The organism is Bradyrhizobium sp. USDA 10063 (genome assembly GCF_054063735.1).
The window spans coordinates 6,971,860-6,994,571 of the sequence record NZ_JBSSGP010000002.1; the positions used below are offsets into that span (position 1 = coordinate 6,971,860).

22 protein-coding genes are annotated in these 22,712 nt (G+C 64.3%); 16 read left to right on the top strand and 6 right to left on the bottom strand.

Annotated elements, in window-relative coordinates; translation table 11 throughout:
* Window positions 1-29: 29 nt before the first annotated feature.
* From ACVJGD_RS34895 to ACVJGD_RS34910, 4 genes are all read left to right on the top strand, one after another.
* On the top strand, window positions 30-818 hold the full coding sequence (locus ACVJGD_RS34895) for a GNAT family N-acetyltransferase (RefSeq protein ID WP_456638451.1): 789 nt from the start codon (window positions 30-32) through the stop codon (window positions 816-818).
* Between the two features lie 3 nt (window positions 819-821).
* Complete coding sequence (locus tag ACVJGD_RS34900; RefSeq protein ID WP_456638452.1) at window positions 822-1,454, top strand: YoaK family protein; 633 nt, start codon at window positions 822-824, stop codon at window positions 1,452-1,454.
* Between the two features lie 38 nt (window positions 1,455-1,492).
* Window positions 1,493-2,335 (top strand): shikimate dehydrogenase, encoded by an 843-nt coding sequence (locus tag ACVJGD_RS34905; RefSeq protein ID WP_456638453.1) that lies wholly within the window; start codon window positions 1,493-1,495, stop codon window positions 2,333-2,335.
* 110 nt (window positions 2,336-2,445) lie between these two features.
* A complete protein-coding gene (locus tag ACVJGD_RS34910) occupies window positions 2,446-3,024 on the top strand; it encodes a hypothetical protein (RefSeq protein ID WP_456640473.1) in 579 nt (192 codons plus the stop codon).
* 198 nt (window positions 3,025-3,222) lie between these two features.
* On the opposite strand, the gene ACVJGD_RS34915 is transcribed toward ACVJGD_RS34910, so the two are convergent.
* Entirely contained in the window at window positions 3,223-4,359 is a 1,137-nt protein-coding gene (locus ACVJGD_RS34915) for an alpha-hydroxy acid oxidase (RefSeq protein WP_456638454.1), read from the bottom strand.
* A 105-nt stretch (window positions 4,360-4,464) separates the two neighbouring features.
* Between ACVJGD_RS34915 and ACVJGD_RS34920 the strand changes: the two genes are divergently transcribed.
* The 12 genes from ACVJGD_RS34920 to ACVJGD_RS34975 all read left to right on the top strand — a co-directional run bounded on the left by ACVJGD_RS34920 (window position 4,465) and on the right by ACVJGD_RS34975 (window position 18,007).
* Complete coding sequence (locus tag ACVJGD_RS34920) at window positions 4,465-4,629, top strand: hypothetical protein (RefSeq protein ID WP_456638455.1); 165 nt, start codon at window positions 4,465-4,467, stop codon at window positions 4,627-4,629.
* Between the two features lie 217 nt (window positions 4,630-4,846).
* The gene (gene glmM, locus ACVJGD_RS34925) at window positions 4,847-6,193 is read left to right on the top strand and encodes a phosphoglucosamine mutase (RefSeq protein WP_456638456.1); all 1,347 of its coding nucleotides are present in this window, start codon (window positions 4,847-4,849) and stop codon (window positions 6,191-6,193) included.
* Between the two features lie 324 nt (window positions 6,194-6,517).
* Window positions 6,518-7,777 (top strand): MFS transporter, encoded by a 1,260-nt coding sequence (locus ACVJGD_RS34930; protein WP_456638457.1) that lies wholly within the window; start codon window positions 6,518-6,520, stop codon window positions 7,775-7,777.
* Window positions 7,778-7,995: 218 nt separating this feature from the next.
* Window positions 7,996-8,850 carry an outer membrane protein gene (locus ACVJGD_RS34935; RefSeq protein WP_456638458.1) on the top strand — a complete coding sequence of 285 codons (855 nt, stop codon included), beginning with the start codon at window positions 7,996-7,998 and terminating at the stop codon, window positions 8,848-8,850.
* A 186-nt stretch (window positions 8,851-9,036) separates the two neighbouring features.
* Entirely contained in the window at window positions 9,037-9,861 is an 825-nt protein-coding gene (locus ACVJGD_RS34940; RefSeq protein ID WP_456638459.1) for an outer membrane protein, read from the top strand.
* 78 nt (window positions 9,862-9,939) lie between these two features.
* The gene (locus ACVJGD_RS34945; protein WP_456638460.1) at window positions 9,940-10,536 is read left to right on the top strand and encodes a glutathione S-transferase family protein; all 597 of its coding nucleotides are present in this window, start codon (window positions 9,940-9,942) and stop codon (window positions 10,534-10,536) included.
* Between the two features lie 67 nt (window positions 10,537-10,603).
* Window positions 10,604-11,074, top strand: coding sequence for a GNAT family N-acetyltransferase (locus ACVJGD_RS34950; protein WP_456638461.1), 471 nt, complete (start codon window positions 10,604-10,606; stop codon window positions 11,072-11,074).
* 240 nt (window positions 11,075-11,314) lie between these two features.
* Window positions 11,315-11,509 carry a hypothetical protein gene (locus ACVJGD_RS34955; protein WP_456638462.1) on the top strand — a complete coding sequence of 65 codons (195 nt, stop codon included), beginning with the start codon at window positions 11,315-11,317 and terminating at the stop codon, window positions 11,507-11,509.
* Between the two features lie 78 nt (window positions 11,510-11,587).
* Window positions 11,588-12,760: a phosphoserine transaminase gene (locus ACVJGD_RS34960; RefSeq protein ID WP_456638463.1), complete on the top strand. Its 1,173-nt coding sequence runs from the start codon at window positions 11,588-11,590 to the stop codon at window positions 12,758-12,760.
* 153 nt (window positions 12,761-12,913) lie between these two features.
* Window positions 12,914-14,503, top strand: a complete 1,590-nt coding sequence (serA, locus tag ACVJGD_RS34965; RefSeq protein ID WP_456638464.1) for a phosphoglycerate dehydrogenase — start codon at window positions 12,914-12,916, stop codon at window positions 14,501-14,503.
* Window positions 14,504-14,822: 319 nt separating this feature from the next.
* Window positions 14,823-15,995, top strand: coding sequence for a thiolase family protein (locus ACVJGD_RS34970; RefSeq protein WP_456638465.1), 1,173 nt, complete (start codon window positions 14,823-14,825; stop codon window positions 15,993-15,995).
* Window positions 15,996-16,333: 338 nt separating this feature from the next.
* A complete protein-coding gene (locus ACVJGD_RS34975) occupies window positions 16,334-18,007 on the top strand; it encodes a mucoidy inhibitor MuiA family protein (protein WP_456638466.1) in 1,674 nt (557 codons plus the stop codon).
* A gap of 142 nt (window positions 18,008-18,149) precedes the next feature.
* Here ACVJGD_RS34975 and ACVJGD_RS34980 read toward each other — a convergent pair whose 3' ends face one another.
* From ACVJGD_RS34980 to hemP, 5 genes are all read right to left on the bottom strand, one after another.
* On the bottom strand, window positions 18,150-19,505 hold the full coding sequence (locus ACVJGD_RS34980) for an esterase-like activity of phytase family protein (protein ID WP_456638467.1): 1,356 nt from the start codon (window positions 19,503-19,505) through the stop codon (window positions 18,150-18,152).
* Between the two features lie 107 nt (window positions 19,506-19,612).
* Window positions 19,613-20,407, bottom strand: a complete 795-nt coding sequence (locus tag ACVJGD_RS34985; protein WP_456638468.1) for a heme ABC transporter ATP-binding protein — start codon at window positions 20,405-20,407, stop codon at window positions 19,613-19,615.
* Entirely contained in the window at window positions 20,404-21,504 is a 1,101-nt protein-coding gene (locus ACVJGD_RS34990) for a FecCD family ABC transporter permease (RefSeq protein WP_456638469.1), read from the bottom strand. Before ACVJGD_RS34990 ends, ACVJGD_RS34985 begins: the two co-directional genes overlap by 4 nt.
* A complete protein-coding gene (locus ACVJGD_RS34995; protein ID WP_456638470.1) occupies window positions 21,501-22,451 on the bottom strand; it encodes a heme/hemin ABC transporter substrate-binding protein in 951 nt (316 codons plus the stop codon). The genes ACVJGD_RS34990 and ACVJGD_RS34995 overlap by 4 nt, the downstream gene beginning before the upstream one ends.
* A gap of 7 nt (window positions 22,452-22,458) precedes the next feature.
* Complete coding sequence (gene hemP, locus ACVJGD_RS35000) at window positions 22,459-22,665, bottom strand: hemin uptake protein HemP (protein WP_456638471.1); 207 nt, start codon at window positions 22,663-22,665, stop codon at window positions 22,459-22,461.
* Window positions 22,666-22,712 lie beyond the last annotated feature (47 nt).

Genomic DNA, 22,712 nt, shown 5'->3' on the forward strand with positions numbered 1-22,712 from the left:
GGATCGAGGGTCATGATCCCCGCATCGCCATGGACGTTGTCGATCTCTCCTTGAAAATGCGGCGGCTGATGCAATGGCTGGACGGCCGCTGTCAGCCCTATCGCCTCGTGCGCCGACAGTTCGACGGTCCGCCGTTCGGTCACTGTTACGTAACCATCGATCCCGAACGCCAGGCGCCGTTTCCATCCGCCAATCTCAATCGCGTCTATCTCTGCGGGACCGATCCCGCCATGACGGATGATGCGGTGGCGCGCTTCATCGATCTGTTCACGGCCGAGGGCGTGAAACGCTTCTTTGTCTGGCTCAGTCCCGGTCCCGACATGGACGTGATGCGGGCGCGGCTCGAGGCGTGCGGCCTGTCGCGCGCGCGCCGCACCGGCTATCCGACGTTGTGGCGCACGGCGTATTCGCCGCTTCATTTCAGGACCGATCTTGCCATCCGCGAGGTGACCACCGACGAGATCGACGCCGCGCGCGACCAGCTCGGCGATACGATGTGGCCGGAATATGCGCGCTCGGCCGGCCGCAAGGGCTTCGTTCATTACATGGCGTTCGACGGCAATCAGCCCGTGGCGATCGCCGCACTCTGCCTGTTCGAGGACATCGGCTATCTCCTGGCCGCGACCACCGCCGAAAGCCATCGCAAGCGTGGCGCGCAGCAGGCGCTGATTGCAAAGCGGGTCGAACGCGCCGAGCAGATGGGCTGCAGGGTCCAGGTCTCCGAGACCATGTACATGCTGGAACATTCGTACCGCAATCTGCGGCGCGCCGGCTTTACCGAAGCGTACGAGAAAGAGGTCTACGAGTGGACGGCGTGATGCATGCTTGACTCGCGCCGCAACATGACGCTGGCCTGCGCGCTCAGCGCGCTGGCCGGTTATCTCGACGGCATCGGTTATCTGCACCTCGGCGGCCTGTTCGTCTCCTTCATGAGCGGCAACTCGACGCGGCTCGGTGTCAACCTCACCGAGGCGAACTGGTTCGCGGCGGCGCAAACCATCGGCATCATCGTGACATTCGTGTTCGGCGCGGCCGCCGGCAGCCTGATCGCGCTTGGTCGCGGCGGCCGTCGCCAGACCTGGCTATTGCTGACGGAAAGCCTGCTGCTCATCGGCGCTGGGCTGGCCTATGCGTTCGGCTGGCCTGTTGTCGCGGTCGCGGCGATCGTGTTCGCGATGGGACTGGAGAACGCCGTGTTCGAGGTTGGCGGCGGCTCCGCGCTCGGCCTCACCTATGTCACGGGCGCGCTGGTCAAGGCCGGCCAGCTCCTCGGTGCCGCGCTGAGCGGTGGTGCGCGCTGGGACTGGCTGCCGAACCTCCTGCTGTGGGCGGCGTTGGTTTCGGGGTCGACCGTCGGCGCACTCGCTTATCTCCACTTCAATCTTTCGGCGGTCTGGTTCGCGGCGGGAGCCGCGGTTGTGCTGACCGCGATCGTCGCGGTGCGGGATAAGTGAGGATTGACAGTCCTCACGGCTTGTCCGATTGGACTGAAATGACCGAACCGACCAAAGCCCGCGCGGCATGCCTGATCGGATGGCCGGCCGCGCATTCGCGCTCGCCGCTGATCCATCACTACTGGCTGAGGAAGCTCGGCATCGCGGGCGGCTACAACATCGAGGCGATCCCGCCGGAGGGCTTTGCCGAGTTCGTGCTGCATCTCGCGTCCCACGGCTTCGTCGGCGCCAATGTCACGATCCCGCACAAGGAGCGCGCGCTGGCGCTGTCGGTGCCGGATGAGCGCGCCCGCGCGGTCGGCGCCGCCAACACGCTGTGGTACGAAGGCAGCGAGCTGCGCTCGACCAACACCGACGTCGAAGGCTTCATCAACAATCTCGACGCCTCCGCGCCCGGTTGGGACCAGGCGACCGACGCGCTGGTGCTGGGCGCCGGCGGCTCGGCGCGCGCCGTGGTGTTCGGCTTGCTCGATCGCGGCATAAAGCGCATTCATCTCGTCAACCGCAGCGGCGAGCGCGCCCGCGCGCTTGCCGATCAATTCGGTGCGCGTGTCGAGCCGGCGAACTGGGATGCGCTCGCCGATCTGTTGCCGCGCGCGGGGCTGCTCGTGAACACCACCTCGCTCGGCATGCATGGCCAGCCGGCGCTCGCGCTCGACGTCGGCTTGTTGCCACAGAATGCCGTTGTCGCCGACCTCGTCTATGTTCCCTTGAAGACGCCGCTGCTTGCGGCCGCCGAGGCGCGCGGATTGAAGACGGCCGACGGGCTCGGCATGCTCCTGCACCAGGCGGTGCGCGGCTTCGAACTGTGGTTCGGCCGGCGCCCGCAAGTGACGCCGGAACTGCGGGCGCTGGTCGAGGACGATCTCACAAAGGCTTGAGGCGGCGAAATATCGCCGCAAGAGCGGGGTCTCTGCACAGGTGATCCACCCGGAGTCCCGCGATGCCCCCCTACCGTTCCACCCTCATCCGCCCGCTATTTGCCGCCGCCATGGTTGCGGCATCGACCCTCTATGCGATCGCGCAGCAGCCGCCGGTGCCCTCGCGGGTGCGCGGCACCATCGAAAGCGTCCATGGCGACACGATCGAGGTCAAGTCGCGCAGCGGTGAGGAGGTCAAGCTGCATCTGACGGGCGATGCGCGCGTCGCCGGCATCGTCAAGATCGCGCTATCCGACATCAAGGTCGGTTCCTTCATCGGCGCCACCACCGTACCGGGTTCCGACGGCACGCCGAAAGCGGTGGAAGTCCACGTCTTCCCGGAAGACATGCGCGGCACCGGCGAGGGCTCGCGGCCCTGGGACACGCGCCCCAACAGCAGCATGACCAATGCCACGGTCGAGCAATCCGTGGTCAGCAATGACGGCCACACGCTGCTGGTCAAATACAAGGACGGCGAGAAGAAAGTGCTGGTCTCCCCTGACACGCCGGTCGTGACCTATGTTCCCGGCGACAAGTCCGAGCTCAAGGCGGGCGCCAAGATCATCGCGTTCACGAAAAAGTCGCCCGACGGCTCTCTGGAGACCAACCGCATCAGCGTCGGCCGCGACGGCATCACGCCGCCGATGTAAGTGTGCGTTGATGCGCGCATTCCCTCTAAGCTGTTAAGCCCGATCCCTTCACGAGTCGTCCCCGCGGAAAGCGGGGACCCATAACCACAGGGAGGTGTTATGGCGTGAGCAAGTGGTTGCGGCAGAGCACCCCCCGCCTGTGGCTATGGGTCCCGGGTCAAGCCCGGGACGACAGCTAGCAAGGTGCAGCGACGGTGATCAAACCGCGAGCACCTTGTCGTCGATCTCGGCGATCGTGTTGACGCCGCACAGGCCCATGGTCGTGAGCAGTTCCTTCGCCAGCACGTTGATCGCTTCCGCAACGCCAGCCTGTCCGCCGGCGCCGAGACCGTAGGCATAGGCGCGGCCGATCATGCAGGACTTCGCGCCGAGCGCGAGCGCGCGCATCACGTCCATGCCGGTGCGGATGCCGCCGTCGAACATGACTTCGACCTGCGAGCCGACGGCGTCCACGATCTCCGGCAGCACCTCGATCGAGGAGGGCGCGCCGTCGAGCTGGCGGCCGCCATGGTTGGAGACCACGATCGCCTGCGCCCCGGTCTTGGCCGCGATCTCCGCATCCTCGACGTCGAGGATCCCCTTGAGGACCAGCTTGCCTGGCCAGATGCTGCGGATCCAGTCGATATCCTTCCAGTTCAGCGAGGTGTCGAACTGCGAATTGATCCAGGTCGACAGCGAGGTGATGTCCTGGTCGACCTTGAGATGGCCGGCGAGATTGCCGAAGGTGCGGCGCTTGCCGCGCAGCACGCCGGAGACCCAGGCCGGCTTGGTGGCGAAATCGATCAGCTTCGACAGCGACCATTCCGGCGGCACGGTCATGCCGTTCTTGATGTCCTGGTGCCGCTGGCCGATCACCTGCAGATCGACGGTCAGGACCAGCGCGCTGCACCTGGCGGCGATCGCGCGCTCGATCAGCGCCTTGATGAAGCCGCGGTCCTTCATGACGTAGAGCTGGAACCAGAACGGCTTTTCGACAGCCGCCGCGATGTCCTCGATCGAGCAGATCGACATCGTGCTCTGGGTGAACGGAATCCCTGCGGCCTGTGCGGCGCGGCAGGCATGGATCTCGCCGTCGCCATGCTGCATGCCGAGCAGGCCGACGGGCGCGAGGATCAGCGGCATCGCGGCCGGCTCGCCCAGGATCGTGGTCCTGAGGTCGCGCTTGGAGACGTCGACCAGGATGCGTTGGCGGAATTTGATCTGCTGAAGATCCTCGCTGTTGGCGCGCAGCGTGTCCTCGGTATAGGAGCCGCGGTCGGCATAGTCGAAAAATGCCTTCGGCACGCGGCGCTTGTGTAGCTGGCGCAAATCTTCGATGCAGGTGATGTGCTTCATGGACGCTCCCGGCCCGTCTTGTATTTCGCGAATGCGCCGTCATCTAGCATGGTTGGATCATCTGCCAAATCATTCCACCGAACTTCGCTCCATCAGGAGGCCACCATGACCGGATCGACCCCCAAGCCGAAAGATACCGACCGCGAAAAGCGCGCGCTCGAAGAGTCGCTGGAGGAGGGATTGGAGGAAACTTTTCCGGCCTCCGACCCCGTCAATGTGACCCAGCCGGCGCCTTCCAAGGACGACCACCACATCCTCCGCAAGCGCTAGAATCGGGTGGGGCCGCAGCCGCCAGGACTACGGTCCCTAAGAATTATACATTATTTTACAATATATTAACCTAGACTCTTGCCATCGGCTGACGGTAATGATTCATCATATATTTTGAAGCCGTCTTGGCGGCTGACGCATTATAACGCCTGCATCGATGGCGTTTCGGGCTTCTCGCCAAACTTGCTGGAGAAGCCCTGGCCTAGCTGGGGGTGATATGAGCCGTAAATATTTCGGGACCGACGGGATCCGTGGCCGTGCCAACGGCCTGATTACGCCGGAACTCGCGCTCAAGGTGGGGCAGGCCGCCGGCCTGGTGTTTCAGCGCGGCGATCATCGCCATCGCGTGGTGATCGGCAAGGACACGCGGCTCTCCGGCTACATGATCGAATATGCCATGGTCGCGGGCTTCACCTCGGTCGGCATGGACGTGCTGCTGCTCGGCCCGATGCCGACGCCGGCGGTCGCGATGCTCACCAAATCGATGCGCGCCGACCTCGGCGTGATGATCTCCGCCTCGCACAATCTGTTCGAGGACAATGGCATCAAGCTGTTCGGCCCGCAGGGCTTCAAGCTTTCCGACGACGTCGAGAAGCAGATCGAGCAACTGCTCGACGAGCCGATCGAGCGCCGGCTCGCACAGAGCGCGAGCCTCGGCCGCGCCCGCCGCATCGACGGCGTCCATGATCGCTACATCGAATTCGCCAAGCGGACGCTGCCGCGCGAATTGAGCCTTGACGGCCTGCGCGTCGTGATCGATTGCGCCAATGGCGCGGCCTACAAGGTGGTGCCGGAAGCGCTGTGGGAGCTTGGCGCCGACGTCGTGTCGATCGGCGTCGAACCCGACGGTTTCAACATCAACAAGGAATGCGGCTCGACCGCGCCGGAAGCGCTGGCGAAGAAGGTGCGCGAGATGCGCGCCGATATCGGCATTGCGCTCGATGGCGACGCCGACCGCGTGATCCTGGTCGACGAGCGCGGTCACCTGGTCGATGGCGACCAGTTGCTCGCCGTGATCGCGCAGAGCTGGAAGGAAGAGGGCCGGCTTGCCAAGCCCGGCATCGTCACGACCGTGATGTCCAATCTCGGGCTCGAACGCTTCCTGCAGGGCATTGGGCTCGAGATGGTGCGCACGCCGGTCGGCGACCGCTATGTGCTCGAGCGGATGCTGAAAGACGGCTACAATCTCGGCGGCGAGCCGTCCGGCCACATCATCCTCTCCGATTACGCCACCACCGGCGACGGATTCGTCGCAGCGCTGCAGGTGCTTGCCGTGGTGCAGAAGCTCCGCCGCCCGGTGTCGGAAGTCTGCCACCGCTTCGATCCACTGCCGCAGATCCTGAAGAATGTGCGTTATCGTAGCGGCAAGCCGCTCGATGATGCCGAGGTCAAGTCGGCCATCGTCGACGGCGAGAACCGGCTCAACGGCCACGGCCGCCTCCTGGTCCGCTCCTCCGGCACCGAGCCGGTGATCCGCGTGATGGGCGAGGGCGACGACCGCCTCCTGGTCGAGGAAGTCGTCGATCACATCGTCTCCGCACTCGGCCAGGCGGCGGCCGCCTAGCGCTCCTGCGGGGCAGGGCTGTCGCATATAGCTGTTTGGTGGCTGCGGACGAGGCGGGCCTCATGGTTCTCCGAGCGATGCGCAGCATCGTCTCGAGACGCGCCGCAAGCGGCGCTCCTCACCATGAGGGTCTAAGATTCCGCCGCGAAATCAGACCTCATCCTGAGGAGCCCGCCAAAGCGGGCGTCTCGAAGGATGGGCCGCGAAGGGACTGCCCAACGCGTCGGTTGCATCACAGCCATCAGCGATTGGCGGTGGTCGCAGCGGGTCGTGCGTCGTAAGCACGGCTCATTGCTGTTTCGCGAGTCCTGCCAGGAATTTCCGTTGAACAAGCCCGTTGCCGTTTCAGAAGAAGCGCTGGGTGAACCGGTGCTGGTTCCCGACGTCGCGCCGCGCATGGCCGCGCGCGCGGCCTCGGTGGGGCCGGCCTACATTGTGCTTGCGGGCATCAGCTTCTCGCACTTCCTCAACGACACCATGCAGTCGTTGATCGCCTCCGTCTATCCGATCCTGAAGGACGCCTACGCGCTGGACTACTCGCAGATCGGCATGATCACGCTGGCGTTCCAGTTCACGGCGTCGCTGCTGCAGCCTTTGGTCGGGCACTTCACCGACAAGAAGGCGCAGCCGTTCTCGCTCGCGCTCGGCATGGGCTTCACCTTTTTCGGCCTGCTGCTGCTCTCTGGCGCGCACCACTACGGCATCATACTGATCGCGGCGTCGCTGGTCGGCCTCGGCTCGGCGGTATTCCATCCGGAATCGGCGCGGATCGCGCGGCTCGCCTCGGGCGGCCGTTACGGCTTTGCGCAATCGGTGTTCCAGCTTGGCGGCAGCTTCGGCACCTCGATGGGCCCGGTGCTTGCGGCGCTGATCGTGGTGCCGTTCGGCCAGTCCTCGATCGCGTGGTTCTCCTCGATCGCGGGCCTCGCGATCCTCATCCTGTGGCGGATCGGCGCCTGGTACAAGCCGCAGATCGTGACCAGGAAGGCGGCGGTCGTCGAGCGGCACCCGGACGCGCCGGCCGGGCGGCGGGTGATGGTCGCGCTCGCGGTGCTGGTCGCGCTGTTGTTCTCGAAGCAGCTCTATGTCTCGAGCCTCTCCAGCTACTACATCTTCTATCTGATCGAGAGGTTCGATGTCTCGACGCAGGCAGCCCAGCTCTATCTCTTCATCTTCCTTGCGGCGAACGCGGTGGGTGTCTTCCTGGGCGGACCGCTCGGCGATCGGTTCGGCCGCAAATACGTGATCTGGTTTTCGATCCTCGGCGCGCTACCGTTCACGCTCGCGCTGCCCTATGCCGGCCTCGTCACCAGCGCCGTGCTCAGCGTGTTCATCGGCTTGATCATCTCGTCGGCGACGTCCTCGATCATCGTGTTCGCGCAGGAACTGATGCCGCATCGCTTCGGCATGATCTCCGGCCTGTTCTTCGGCTTCGCGTTCGGCATCGGCGGATTGGGAGCAGCGGTGCTCGGCAAGCTTGCCGACCATACCGACATCGCCTTCGTCTATCAGCTCTGCGCCTACCTGCCGGCGATCGGGCTGCTCGCGGTGTTCCTGCCGAGAATGCCAAACCACGCGCGTTAAAAATTTCGTCAACGCATCGTTAGCGTTTGTGGCGCGGCCGCTATCTGTTCGATAGCGGGAATAGCGCAACAGCACGAGCTTTCGGAAAATTCGTCAGAGGTTGTCAACCTTAATAATTAGGGTTAAGCGCCGCTTAAGCATTTAGTGCCATCGTCCGGCCGTGGGTTTTCAGACGTGAGGCTTCCCTGCTCGCCTCACCGGCCAAAAGGACGAAGCCAATGCGTAGCGTTAACTCTCTCATTGCCGCTGGTGCGGCCTCCCTGATTTCTTCGGTGGCGTTCGCCGCCGACATGCCGATCGCGCCGCCGCCGAGCTACGGACCGCCGCCGGTGGAAGATTTCGGCGGCTGGTATCTGCGCGGCGATATCGGCTTCAGCAATCAGAGCGTGAAGGAAGTGCGCAACGGCAATGAAGCCTTGTACACGCCGCTGCTCTCTCTGAACCAGCAGACCGGCTTTGATACCGGCGGCATCTTTGGTCTCGGTGTCGGTTATCAGTTCAACAACTGGTTCCGCGCCGACATCACCGGCCAGTACCGTGGCAGGACGAACTTTCACGGACAGGATCTCGTGACCTTTCCGCTTGGCGGCGGCGTTATCGGCGCGGGATCTGACAACTACACCGCAAGCAAGTCGGAATGGCTCGTCCTTGCCAACGCCTATGTCGATCTCGGCACCTGGTGGTGTGTGACGCCGTTCATCGGCGCCGGTGTCGGTGCAGCGCGCGTGACCATATCCAATTTCACCGATCAGGGCCTTGCGGACATCACCCCCGGCGTGATCGGGCCGGGCTTTGCGCTTGCGAATTCGGCTTCCAAGTGGAATTTCGCATGGGCTGCGCACGCAGGTCTTGCCTACAAGGTTAGTCCAAACCTGACGCTCGAAGTCGCCTATAGCTACGTCGACCTCGGTTCAGGACTGACCGGACCCGTGACGACGTTCCAGGGCTTCACGACCAACAATCCGATGAACTTCAAGGATATCACCTCGCACGATCTCAAGATCGGCGTGCGCTGGAATCTGGATAGCCCGCAGCCGGTCTACGCGCCGCCGCCGCTGGTGCGCAAAGGTTAATGCGAGCCTTCATTGGTTAACGATTGCAGACGGCGCGGGATATTCCCGCGCCGTTTCGTTTTGCAGGGAACACGGTGCGCATCACGCGGAAGATTGTGGCAAACGCAGCGCGCGACAACCATTGGTTAAGGTTAACGAGCGATGATCATCGCCGGGTTTGGTTAAGTCGATTTGGGGGCGTGGGCGATGCGCAGGTTTCTGCTGGCGGTAGTGATGTGTGGCGCGGTGACGAGCGCGCAGGCCGCCGATCTTCCTGATCTCCCGGTGCTTCGCGGCAGCTTCACCGATGGGCTGAGCACTTCCAGAGCTTATTGGGAAGGTCTCTACATTGGTGGTCAGGCCGGCTACGGATCGTCCGACGAGAATTTCGACAGCAAGCCGTCATCTTTGATCGCCTCGCTGATTTCCGACAACGTCGTCCAGGAGATGGGCGTTGCGCAATGGAATCTCGGACTCGGAAAGCAGTCGGCGCGCTCATCCGCATACGGAGCCTTTGTTGGATATAACTGGCAATGGAGCGACGTCGTGCTCGGCCTGGAGGCGAGCTACGTGCACGGCAGCTTTGGCGGCTCGGCCAGCGCCAGCAAGGAGCTTGTGAGCGGCGCTCCTCTCTCCGACACCTTCTATCACGATGTCGGAGTCACCTCGGCAGCCTCGATCTCGATCTCGGACATGGCGACGTTCCGGGGACGCGCAGCTTATGCTTTCGGGTGTTTCCTGCCTTACGCGTTCGGCGGCTTCGCGCTCGGCAAGGCGAATATCTCGCATAGTGCAGTCGTAACGGACGCGGTGAGCACCGCTCCGCTTGGGCCTTTCACGCCGTTGATGCCATTGAGCGCGACGGATGCCGTGCACAATCACCTGATCTACGGCTACACCGCCGGACTTGGCATCGACATCAACCTGGTCGGCGGCCTCTTCATGCGCGCGGAATGGGAATATATCCGCTTCACCACAACGGTCGACACCAGCATCAACACGGTGCGCGCCGGCCTCGGCTACAAATTCTAGGCGCGCTTGCGCCTGACGTGTTGACAGCTCCTGTTTCCGCTGTTGCTCTGTCGTTCGGCAACAGGACAACCGCCAGCCATGAAAATCTACGGTGACGACAAGTCGGGCAACTGCCTGAAGGTGAAATGGGTGTGCGATCACCTCGCGCTGCCCTACACCTGGATCGACGTCGATATCCTCAAGCAGGAGACGCGGAGTGCGGACTTCCTGAGGATGAACAGCGCGGGCCAGGTGCCGACGGTCGTGCTCGACGACGGCCGCGCCTTGGCGCAGTCCAATGCCATCATCCGCTATCTCGCCCGCGGCAGCGATCTCATTCCGTCCGACGATTTCGCCGCCGCGAAGATGGATGAGTGGCTGTTCTGGGAGCAGTACAGCCACGAGCCCTATATCGCGGTGTGCCGGTTCCAGATGCGCTATCTCGGCAAGCCGGCATCCGAGCTCGATCCGGAGAAGGTCAGGCGCGGCCATGCCGCGCTGGTGCGGATGGAGCAGCAGCTTGCGCTGACGCCGTTTCTGGTCGGCGAGACGCTCTCGCTCGCCGATGTGGCGCTGCTCGCCTACACGCGGCTCGCGCATGAGGGCGGCTTTGATCTCGGTAGCTATCCCGCGATTGGCCGCTGGATCGGCGAGGCCGAGCGCTCACTCGGCCTGCCGCCGGCGCTCTTTATCTGAGCATGATCTTTTCGGAAAACCGGTTTCCACTTTTCCGGATCATGCTCTAACTGTTTCGGAACACGTCATGGCAACTGCGTCTTCGATCACCATCCGTCGCGCTCGTCGCGACGATGTCCCCGTCATCGTTGGCATGCTGGCGGACGATCGGCTCGGCAGCGCCCGCGAGCGGATCGAGAATCCTTTGCCGCAATCCTATTTCGCCGCGTTCGAGAAGGTCGACCGCGATCCGAAATTCAAGCTCATAGTCGCCGAGGACGCCGACGGCACGGTGGTCGGCTGCCTGCAGTTGTGCATCCTGCCGGGCATAAGTTCACAGGGCGCCTCGCGCGGCTTGATCGAGGACGTGCGCGTTGCAACCCACTGCCGCAGCCGCGGCATCGGCGAACAGATGGTGCAATGGGTGATTAAAGAAGCGCGCACCAACGGTTGCATTCTCGTCGAACTGCTCACGCATCACACCCGCGTCGACGCGCAGCGCTTCTATGAACGGCTTGGATTTCAACGCAGTCATGTCGGCATGACGATACGCTTCTGAGTTGTACCAAGTTGCGCAGCCGAGATCGCTGACCGCAGTGGTAGTCCTCGCTCTGCGTTCCGGTTAACAAGCGATAAACTACGCCGGCCTCCGTAATTTTACCGGAGGGAACGCTCCTGCTAGTTACGCGTCTCCCAGCGGCAGAACATGGTCCGCAAGAGATCATGATCAAGCAAGAAAGATCGAACGCGGCGACGGTCCAAAGCCATCGCGTTCAGGGACGGCTTGGGGATATTTCAGATGAAGCGATATTCGATCGTCAGGGCGGGCAAGGAATACATCGTGCAGGTCGATGAAAAGAGCATCATGAAAGTCTCCAGCCGGCGGAAGGCCGTGAAGCTGGTGAGCGAGGCGGCCGGACTGCTCGACCAGGTGCCGGCTCCGTCGCCCGACGAGCCCCCATCAATCGCCTGTGATCGTCCTGAAGTTCCTTGACGATCCTTTACCCTTCCACTATCTCCGACGGCGGGAAACCTCTCCCCACCGAGAGGCAGCTATCTGGAAGGGTAGATCATGACTGCAGCGAAGCCCGCTTCGCGGCCGAACGTGCCGCATTTCTCGTCCGGCCCCTGTGCCAAGCGCCCCGGCTGGAATCCCCAAAATCTCAAGGACGCCGCCCTCGGTCGCTCGCACCGCGCCAAAATCGGCAAGGCCAAGCTCAAGCAAGCCATTGAGCTGACGCGCGAAGTGCTGGAGGTGCCGGCCGACTATAAGATCGGCATCGTTCCGGCCTCAGACACCGGCGCGGTCGAAATGGCGCTGTGGTCGCTGCTCGGTGCGCGACCCGTCACGACGCTCGCCTGGGAATCCTTCGGCGAGGGTTGGGTCAGCGACATCGTCAAGGAACTGAAGCTGAAGGACGTCACCAAGCTCAACGCCGGCTACGGCGAGATACCAGATCTCTCCAAGGTCGACCCGGCAAGTGACGTCGTCTTCACCTGGAACGGCACCACCTCAGGCGTGCGCGTGCCGAACGCCGACTGGATCAGCGCGACCCGCGAAGGCCTCACCATCTGCGACGCGACCTCGGCGGCGTTTGCGCAGCCGCTCGACTGGCCGAAGCTCGACGTCATCACCTTCTCCTGGCAGAAGGCGCTGGGCGGCGAGGCGGCGCACGGCATGCTGATCCTCTCACCGCGCGCGGTGGAGCGGCTCGAGACCTACAAGCCGGCCTGGCCGCTGCCGAAGATCTTCCGCATGACCAAGGGCGGCAAGCTCAACCAGGGCATCTTCGAAGGCGAGACCATCAATACGCCGTCGATGCTCTGCGTGGAGGACTACCTCGACGCGCTCGACTGGGCGAAGTCGATCGGCGGCCTGAAGGCGCTGATCGCCCGCGCGGACGCCAACACCAAGGTGCTCGCCGACTGGAAGGCGAAGACGCCGTGGATCGATTTCCTGGCCAAGGATCCCGCGATCCGCTCCAACACCTCGGTGTGCCTGAAGATCACCGATCCCGCGATCACCTCGCTGACGCCGGACCTGCAGGCCGACTTCTGCAAGAAGCTGGTCGCCCTGGTCGAGAAGGAAAACGCGGGCTTCGACTTCGCGCATTACCGCGATGCGCCGGCGGGCCTGCGCATCTGGTGCGGCGCCACCGTCGAGGCGAAGGACGTCGAACTGCTCACGCAGTGGATCGACTGGGCGTTCGCCGAGACCAAGGCCTCGCTGCCCAAGGCTGCATAAGTCAAGGCTGCATAAGTCAAGGCTGCGTAAGAAACGTCACCTCATCGTCATGGCCGGGCTTGATCCGGCCATCCATCACGAAAAGAGGATGGACTCGCGGGACAGGTTCGCGGGTGACGATCTCGAACATTCCGACCATTAGGGATCAGTCCCATGTCAAAACCGAAAGTTCTCATTTCCGACGCGCTTTCGCCCGCTGCCGTGCAGATCTTCAAAGACCGCGGCGTCGAGGTCGACTTCCAGCCCAATCTCGGCAAGGACAAGGAAAAGCTCGCCGAGATCATCGGCAACTATGACGGCCTCGCGATCCGCTCGGCGACCAAGGCAACTGCCAAGATCATCGAGAAGGCCACCAGGCTGAAGGTGATCGGCCGCGCCGGCATCGGCGTCGACAATGTCGAGATCCCGGCCGCCACCGCCAAGGGCATCATCGTGATGAACACGCCGTTCGGCAACTCGATCACGACCGCCGAACACGCGATCACCCTGATGCTGGCGCTGGCCCGCGAGATCCCGCAGGCCGATGCCTCGACGCAGGCCGGCAAGTGGGAGAAGAACCGCTTCATGGGCGTCGAAATCACCAACAAGACGCTGGGCGTGGTCGGCTGCGGCAATATCGGGTCGATCGTCGCCGACCGTGCGCTCGGCCTGCGCATGAAGGTGATCGCCTTCGATCCGTTCCTGTCGCCGGAACGCGCCAAGGACATCGGGGTCGAGAAGGTCGAGCTCGACGATCTCTTCAAGCGCGCCGATTTCATCACCCTGCACACGCCGCTCACCGACAAGACCCGCAACCTCATCGATGCCGCAGCGCTTGCGAAGATGAAGAAGGGCGTCCGCATCGTCAATTGCGCCCGCGGCGGCCTGGTCGACGAGCAGGCGCTGCTGGACGCGCTCAATTCCAAGCATGTCGCCGGCGCCGCCTTCGACGTGTTCTCCGAGGAGCCGGCGACCTCGAACGTTCTGTTCGGCCATCCCAACGTGATCTGCACCCCGCATCTGGGCGCCTCCACCACGGAAGCGCAGGAGAATGTCGCGCTGCAGGTCGCCGAGCAGATGTCGGACTATCTGCTGACCGGCGCGATCTCCAACGCCATCAACTTCCCCTCGATCACGGCGGAAGAGGCGCCGAAGCTGAAGCCGTTCATCGAGCTCGCCGAGAAGCTCGGCTCGTTCGCCGGCCAGCTCACCGAGAGCGGCATCATCAAGACCCAGATCACCTATGAGGGCCATGTCGCCGAGATGAAGATCAAGGCGCTGACCTCGGCGGTGCTGTCCGGCCTGCTGCGGCCGATGCTGGGTGACGTCAACGTTGTCTCCGCGCCGGTGGTTGCCAAGGAGCGCGGCATGGTGGTCGACGAGGTGACGCGCGCCGCGCAGAGCGACTACGAGAGCCTGATCACCGTGACCGTGACGACGGAGCGGCAGGAACGCTCGGTGTCCGGCACCGTCTATCACGACGGCAAGCCGCGGCTGGTCGACATCAAGGGCATCCGCGTTGACGCCGAGTTCGGCAAGTCGATGATCTATGTGACCAACGAGGACAAGCCGGGCTTCATCGGCAAGTTCGCAAGCCTGCTCGGCGACGCCAAGATCAACATCGCGACCTTCCATCTCGGCCGCGTCGCGCAAGGCGGCGATGCGATCGCGCTGGTCGAGGTCGACGGCCCGGTGCCGGCGGACGTGCTCGCCAGGGTGCAGGCGCTGCCCCAGGTCAAGCAGGTCAAGGCGCTGGCGTTCTAGCGCGGGATCTTCACCTCCCCCGCTTGCGGGGGAGGTCGACGCGCGAAGTGCGGCGGGTGGGCTCTCTCCCGACGGAAAGTCCCATTGTGGAGACATCCTCACCCCGGCCCTCTCCCGCAAGCGGGAGAGGGAGCGTAACTTCGTCGCGGCTTGAACTCGACCCGACTAAATCATGCGCTAGACCCACATATTCCGACCTGCGGAACACAACGCCGCCCCGATGCTTCGGGGCGGCGTTTGTCGTTTGGCGGCCGACGAAATCTGTGTACGAATGGGCCAAGACCGGTCATATCAGGCCGTCCGAACAAGGGAGAAAACAATGCGTGAAGCCGTTATCGTTTCCTATGCACGCACCGGGCTGGCGAAGTCCGCCCGCGGTGGGTTCAACATCACTCCGCCGATGTCGCTGGCGGCGCACGCCATCAAGCATGCCGTCGCCCGCGCCGGCGTCGACAAGGAGTATGTCGAGGACTGCTATCTCGGCAATTGTGCCCATGGCGCGCCGAATATCGGCCGCCAGGCCGCGCTGCTCGCCGGCCTGCCGAAGTCGACCGCCGGCGTCTCGGTGAACCGCTTCTGCTCCTCAGGGCTGCAGACCATCGCGATGGCCGCCAACTCGATCCGCTCCGATGGTGCCGAATGCATCGTCGCCGGTGGCGTCGAGAGCATCTCTATCCCCGGCGGCGGCACGCCGAAGGAGTCGGTCGATCCTGAGCTGCTCAAGACCGCGCCCGACATCTTCATGGCGATGATCGACACCGCCGACATCGTCGCCGATCGCTACAAGATCAGCCGCGAATACCAGGACGAGTTCTCGCTGGAGTCGCAGCGCCGCATGGCCGCCGCGCAGCAGGGCGGCAAGTTCAAGGACGAGATCGTCCCGATGAAGACCCAGATGAAGGTGGTCGACAAGGTGACGAAGGAGGAGAGCATCAAGGACTATGTCGTCGACCGCGACGAGTGCAACCGTCCCGACACCACGATGGAGGGGCTGGCGAAGCTCGAGCCGGTGAAGGGGCCGGGCAAGTTCATCACCGCCGGCAACGCCAGCCAGCTCTCCGACGGCGCCGCCGCCGTGGTGCTGATGGAAGCCAAGGACGCCGAGAAGCGCGGGCTGGAGCCGCTCGGCCGCTTCGTCGCCTGGGCGACCGCCGGCTGCGAGCCGGATGAGATGGGCATCGGTCCGGTCTTCGCGGTGCCGAAGCTGCTCAAGCGCCACGGCCTGAAGATCGACGACATCGATCTCTGGGAGCTCAACGAAGCCTTCGCCAGCCAGTGCCTGTACTGCCGTGACCAGCTCGGCATCGATCCCGAGAAGTACAACGTCAACGGCGGCTCGATCGCGATCGGCCACCCCTTCGGCATGACCGGCGCGCGCCTCACCGGGCATCTGCTGCAAGAGGGCCGTCGCCGCAAGGCCAAGTGGGGCGTCGTCACCATGTGCATCGGCGGCGGCCAGGGCGGCGCCGGATTGTTCGAAATCTATAGCTGAGTCCTGGCTCGGCTGAATGGCACATGAACCAAAGCACGGCGCCCCAAGCGCCGTGCTTTTCTTGTGCTTCACGCTCTCCACCGTCATTGCGAGCGCAGCGAAGCAATCCATCTCTCCAGTCCTGGGCTGGCAATGGATTGCTTCGCTGCGCTCGCAATGACGTGGAGGTACCGCCACGCAACCGGATACCGCATGTCCGCTGTCTCCATCTTCATGGCACCTCAATCGAACCCGTTTCTTCTTCGCTGCGTCTCACCACCGATGGGGGTGTGACATCAGCCACTGTCCGGCCGTGCCTGACAGGGTGGAGTTTGCGCGCAATGCAGGAAAGGGATCCAATGCGTTTGATTACCAATTGTCTTGTCACCACCAGCCTGGTGCTGGTGACCGCGCTTGCCGCTTTGCCGGCGCGTGCGGCGGACGTCGATGCCTCCTCGACGGTGGATGCGGTGACCGTCTATCCCGATGGCGCGAGCGTCACCCGCGTCATCACGCTCGATCTGCCGTCCGGTGACAGCACGCTGGTCGCCAGGGATTTCCCGCTATCGCTCGATCCGTCCTCGCTGCGTGTCGAAGGCGAGGCGGGAGCGAGGCTGACCATCGGCTCGATCGACGCGCGGCAGCCGCGCGCGGCGCCGCCGGTCAACCTGCCCGAACTCGACAAGCGTATCGAGGCCTTGAGGGACGAGCGCGCCAATCTGCAAGGGGCGATCGACGCCGCCAAGGCGCGCCGCCAGTTCGCCGCGCGTTTTGCCGAAGCCGCTCCGGTCGGCATCGGCGAAAAAGGCGAGGCGCGGCCGATCTCCGAATGGCGCGCTGCCTTCGCCGCCGTGTCCGAGGAGATCGCGACCGCCGACACCGCGGTCCGCGAGGCCGAGCGCAAGCAGCGCGACATCGACCGCGAGATCGCGCGGCTGGAATCCGACCGTGCCGCCAAGCCGCCGAGCAAGCTCGAGGTCCGCATCGATCTTGCTGCCGCGACTGCGACGAAAGCCACCCTGCGCGTCACCTATTCGGTGCGCAACGCGCGCTGGGCGCCGATCTACGACGCGCGCCTCGATACCGGCGCAAAGGACCGCAAGCCCTCGCTCGAACTGGTGCGCCGCGCCGAGATCACGCAGTCGACCGGCGAGGACTGGTCAAACGTCGCGCTCGGCGTCTCCACCGTGCGCATTGCCCGCGGCGGCAGTGCGCCCGAGTTGAATTCGCTGCTCGTGCAATATCCTCAGCCCCCACGCCCGGTGCCGCTGTCTGGCGCCGTGTCGGAGTCGGCGAGGCCCGCGCCGATGCTGCGCTCGGCGCCGGCCGCAAAGGCCGCCGACGCGCTCGATGCGCGCGAGCGCGCCGACGAGCAGCAGGCGGTGGCCGAGATCGGTGACTTCCAGGCAACCTTCAAAATTCCGGGCCGCGTCAGCCTCGGCGCCGGCGAAGGGGCGAAGAGCCTGCGCATTGCCAGCAGCGTAATTGCGCCTGATCTTGTGATCCGTGCCGCGCCGGTGGCCGATCCGACGGCTTTCCTGGAGGCGAGCTTCAGGCAGGCCGAGGACGCGCCGCTGCTGCCCGGCCGTGTCGCGATCTATCGCGATGGCATATTCATCGGCCGCGGCAAGATCGCCGCCGCCGGCAAGGATGAAATCGTGCGGCTCGGCTTCGGCGCCGACGACAAGGTCAAGATCGAGCGCGCGGTGGTCAGGCGCAACGAGGGCTCGGCCGGCCTGATCGTGACGACGTCGAAGACCGACGAACGCTCGTTCAAGACCAGCATTCGCAACGGCCATGATTTTCCTGTCCGCATCGCGATCGAGGATCAGCTTCCGGTCAGCGAGAACGAGGAGATCGTGGTCGAGCTGCTGCCGCAGACCACGCCGCCGACCGCGACCAATCTGCGCGACAAGCGCGGCGTGCTGCAATGGACGTTTGACGCGAAGCCAGGCGAGCTCAAGGAAATCAACTTCGGCTGGCGCATCCGCTGGCCCAAGGACAAGGGCGTCGTGATGACGCCGGCGGGGTGAGGCCATCGCTCCTCCGTCATGCCCCGCGCATGCGGGGCATCCAGTAACCCGCGGCGTCAGTGGTTCGCGCAATTGAGCGCCGCGGAGTACTGGATCGCCCGGTCAAGCCGGGCGATGACGGTGAGTTTCGCGGAGCACGGACTTACTTCGCTTTCAGAAACTCACTCACTTCCAGCAGCACGAACTCGTTGTCGTCGGCCTTGTTGGGATCGCGGCTCGAGGAGAACGGCAGGTTGTTGTCGTTGCCGACGATGATGTGGGTGTCGTCGATCTTGTCGACGTTCTCGATGGTGAAGAACGGGAACGTCAGCACGCCGTCATTGAGCGGCTTCTTCGCCTTCTTGTCGGGATCGCGGATCTTCATCAGGTCGATATAGGCGACCTTGCGCACGGGCTTGCCGACATTGGCATCTGAGAGCTCGATCTTGTAGACACGCTTGAACTTCGCCAGATCCGGGAAGCATTTCTCGCCGCGCTGGCCCTGCGGGCAGGCCTTGTCGGCGGTGCCTTCGCCATTGTCGCGCTCGATGATCAGGCCATTGGTCCCGTCGATCATGTTGAAGTCGCCGATGGCGTTGCCGTTCTGCTCGAACACATATTGCCAGTAGCGGCCGGTGAACTTCTCGTTCGCGACGTCGAACTCGAGGATGCGCGAGGCTTCCTTGCCGTCGACCTTCTCCCAGTCCTTCTTCTCGGCATCCCACAGCGGGCCCTCGAGCAGGCCGTACAGGAACTTGCCGTCCTTCGAGGATGCAAAGCCCTCGTATCCCTTGGAGCGGCGCAGGTTGACGGTAGTGTAGCTCGCGCCCGGCGCGCCCGGAGACTGCACAGACCAGTGATCGGGCGAGCGCACCGGCTTGCCATCGGCGACGCTCTCGAACACGGCCAGCACCTTGCCGGTCTTGTCGGCCTTGATCACATAGGGCCCGAACTCATCGCCGATCCAGAAGGTGTCGCCGATGATCTGGAAGCCCTCGGTGTCGAAATCGGCACCGGTGAGATAGCGCTTGGTGGTGTCCTCATGCACGATGCGGAACGGCACCTTCTTGTCGGGGTCGTGCAGGAATATGGTTTCCTGCCGCTCGATCTTGCCGCTCGCCCAGTCGATCTTGTGCCGGTTCAGGTACAGCATCGAATCGGCTGAGTTGTAGCGCGAGCCCATGCCGTTGTCGGTGAGCACCCAGAACGTGCCGTCCGCCATCACCTTGATGCCGGAATGGCCCTGCAGCGGCTGGCCCTTGAACGGCAGCGACACGCCCGTCGGCCGCTCGTAGGACTTGCCCATCACGGTGCCGGTGGCGTCGATGCGGCGGCCGGTGGTGTATTTGCCCGAGGTCTTCAGATCATCAGGTGCATCGGCAGGCGCGTCGATGAAGCTTTCCGCCGGAAGCACGGCGTGGCCCTTGAGGGTCGCCGGATATTCGCCTTCGCCTTGCGCGAAAGCGGCTCCCGAGAGCAGCACGATCGACGCGACGGAGCAAAGCAGTGATTTGCGCATGTTGATCTCCCCTGAAGATGAACGCCGCGGAGTTCTGGGAGGCGGGTGTTACATGCCGCTGACAGTTTCGTGACGGTGGGCGATTGGCGCTGGATATGCCTGCGGCGTTACGTCACCGGCCGCATCGTTTGCGGCAGCAGGAAGGGAATGCCGCCGTCGGTATAGTCGATGGCTGCGTCGACCTCGAAAATGGTGCGGATCGTCTCCGCGGTCATCGCCTCGCTGCGACCGCCATCGACCGCGAGCCGGCCGCGGTGCAGGAGAACGAGACGGTCGGCAAAGCGCATCGCGAGGTTGAGGTCGTGCAGGATCGCGATCACGGCCGTGCCGTTCTCAGCGCGCCGGCGCGCGGTCTCGACCAGATCGATCTGGTGCCGGAGGTCGAGGCTCGAGGTCGGCTCGTCCAAGAGCAACAGGCCGGGGCCGTTCAACGCTTCGCCGCAGGCAAGCTGCACCAGCACGCGGGCGAAATGCGCGCGCTGCTGCTCGCCGCCCGACAGCGTCGGCAATTGGCGATGGCGGAAGCCTCTCAGCCCGACTTCGTCCAGGGCGGACTCGACCAGCGGCGCCACTGTTGCGCGCGAACTGTCGCCTGCGCCCATATAGACGATCTCCTCCACCGTGAACGGGAAGGTGACGTTGACGTGCTGTGACAGCATGGCGCGATGGTGCGCCAATTCGCGCGGCGTGTAAGCGCGGAGCGCGCGCCGCTTCAATTCAACCGTGCCGCGCGTCGGCGTGATGTCGCCGGACAGCATCCGGAGCAATGTCGACTTGCCGGCGCCGTTCGGTCCGACGATCACGATCATCTCGCCCGGATTGACGCTGAGGTCGACGGCATCGACCAACGTGGCGCCGCCGACCACCACCGAGACCGAGCTCGCCCGCAGCATCGGTGTCATAGCGAAACCAGGCTGCGCTGCCGCAGCAGGATGGCGAGGAAGAACGGCGCGCCGACTGCCGCCGTCAGGATGCCGATCGGCATTTCCGCTGGAGACACGATGGTGCGGGCCATCGTGTCGGCACCGACCAGCAGCACAGCCCCGAGCAGCACGGAAGCCGGCAACAGCAGCCGGTGCGCCGGCCCGATCACGAGCCGCAGCAGATGCGGTACCACGATGCCGACAAACCCGACGACGCCGCACACGGAGACCGCGACCCCGGTCATGGCCGAAACCAGGATGATAGCGATCCGTTTCAGTCGCTCGACGTCGACGCCGCTGTGAAAGGCCTCGGCCTCGCCGAGCACGAGGACATCGAGCCCGCGCGCGATCGACAGGCACGCGACCAGTGCAACGGCGAGCACCGGCGCCAGCGTCGCGATCTTGCCCCAGGTCGCGCCGCTCATCGAGCCCAGCATCCAGAAGGTGATGTCGCGGAGCTGGCGGTCGTCGGCGATGAATACCAGAAGCCCGATGCCGGCATTGGCGATCGCGGCGATCGCAATTCCCGCCAGCAGGAAGATCGCAATCGATGTTCGCCCGGCGCGGCTCGCGATGCTGTAGAGGATGATGGTCGTCACGAGCGAGCCGGCAAACGCTGCCAGCGGCAGCAATTGGTGCTGCATGAATCGGACGCTCTCGCCGATGTGATTGTCGGTGAAGACGATTGCGGCTGCCGCAGCAAAGGCGCCGCCGCTGGAGACGCCGACGAGCGCGGGATCGGCAAGGGGATTGCGGAACAAGCCCTGCATGATCGCACCGGAGGCCGCCAACAGGCCGCCGACCATCGCGGCGGCGACGATGCGGGGAATCCGGATCGACCACAGCACGAGCTGGTCGCGCGCAACCAGCGGGCTGGCCGCACCGTCGCTCCACAGGCCAAGCGCGGCGGGGAGGCGGGCGAGGGGGATTCCAGCGGCGCCGAGCGTCACCGCAATGAGCGCTGTACTGACGAGAGCGGCGCAAAGGCAAAGCAGCGTCAGCGACGCCGGCGGGCGCAACGAGCGCTTGATGCGACGATCGGAAGTCCCGCTGCGCGCGTCCGCCAAGGCGCTCATTGCCGGCAGTTTGTCGTAAGCGCTGCGGGCACGAACTTCTCCGCCTGCGGCGCCAGCGCCGGATAGAGTTTCGTCGAAAGGTCGCGTGCCGCGGCCGCCGTGCGCGGCCCGAAGCCGAGCAGATAAAGCCCTTCCATCGAGATGAAGCTCTTGTTCGCTGCGACCGGCGTCAGCGCGAAGGCCGGATGCGTATAGATCGCCTCGGCTTCCAGCGAATCCTTGCCGCGCTGGATCGACAGCACGACGTCCGGCTTGGCGGCGACGATCGCCTCGTCGCTGATGATCTTGTAGCCGTCATAGCCTTCGACCGCATTGACGCCGCCTGCGAGCTGGATGATCTCGTTCGCCGCCGTCTTCTGGCCCGCCGCCATGGCGCGGCCGTTCAATAGCGACATCACGAACATCACCCGCACCGGCTTCGTCACCTTGGCGCGCAACTCCCGCAATTGCGCGAGATCATGCGCGACGGCGGTACTCAGGCATTCGGCGCGCGGATCGGCATCCATGGCGTGGCCGACCAGCTTGATCTTGTCGAGCAATCCCTGCTCGGAGAATGTCTCGGGCACCAGCACCAGCGGCACCTTCGCCGCTTCCAGCACGTCCATGGTCTCCTTCGGCCCCGAGCCCTGCACCGCCAGCACCAGCGAGGGATTGAGCCCGAGCACGCCCTCGGGCGAGAGCTGGCGCATATAGCCGACATTGGGTTTGTCGCGCAGCGCGGCGGCCGGATAGAGGCTGGTCGCATCGACGCCGGCGACGCGGTCCTCGAAGCCGAGCGCATAGAGGATTTCGGTAATCGCCCCGCCGATCGAGACGATCCGCGAAGGGTTGTCGATGATGACGTCGCGGTCGCGCGCATCATGCACGGTGGTGCTTGCGGCAGGTGCCGCCTGAATGGGCACGAGGCTGGCGATCAGCAGGACTGCGAGCGTGCGACAAAATGCCATCGAGGGATCACTTGGTGAGGATCAGCTTGTTCTGCGAGGTCAGCCGCAGCCGGTAAATCTCTTCGCCATGCGCGATGATGATCTCCCGTTCGCTCTGAAACAGCTCACGGCTGTCGATCCGGTTGCCGGTCATGGAGAGGTTTCTCACGGCAGGTGAGGCATTTCCCGCGCGCCCCCCGGCGCCTTCGATACTGTCTCCGGAAGTTGCCGCCATATCCTCTTTGCTGCGCCCCGAACGTTCTCTGGATTGCTGTTTGTATA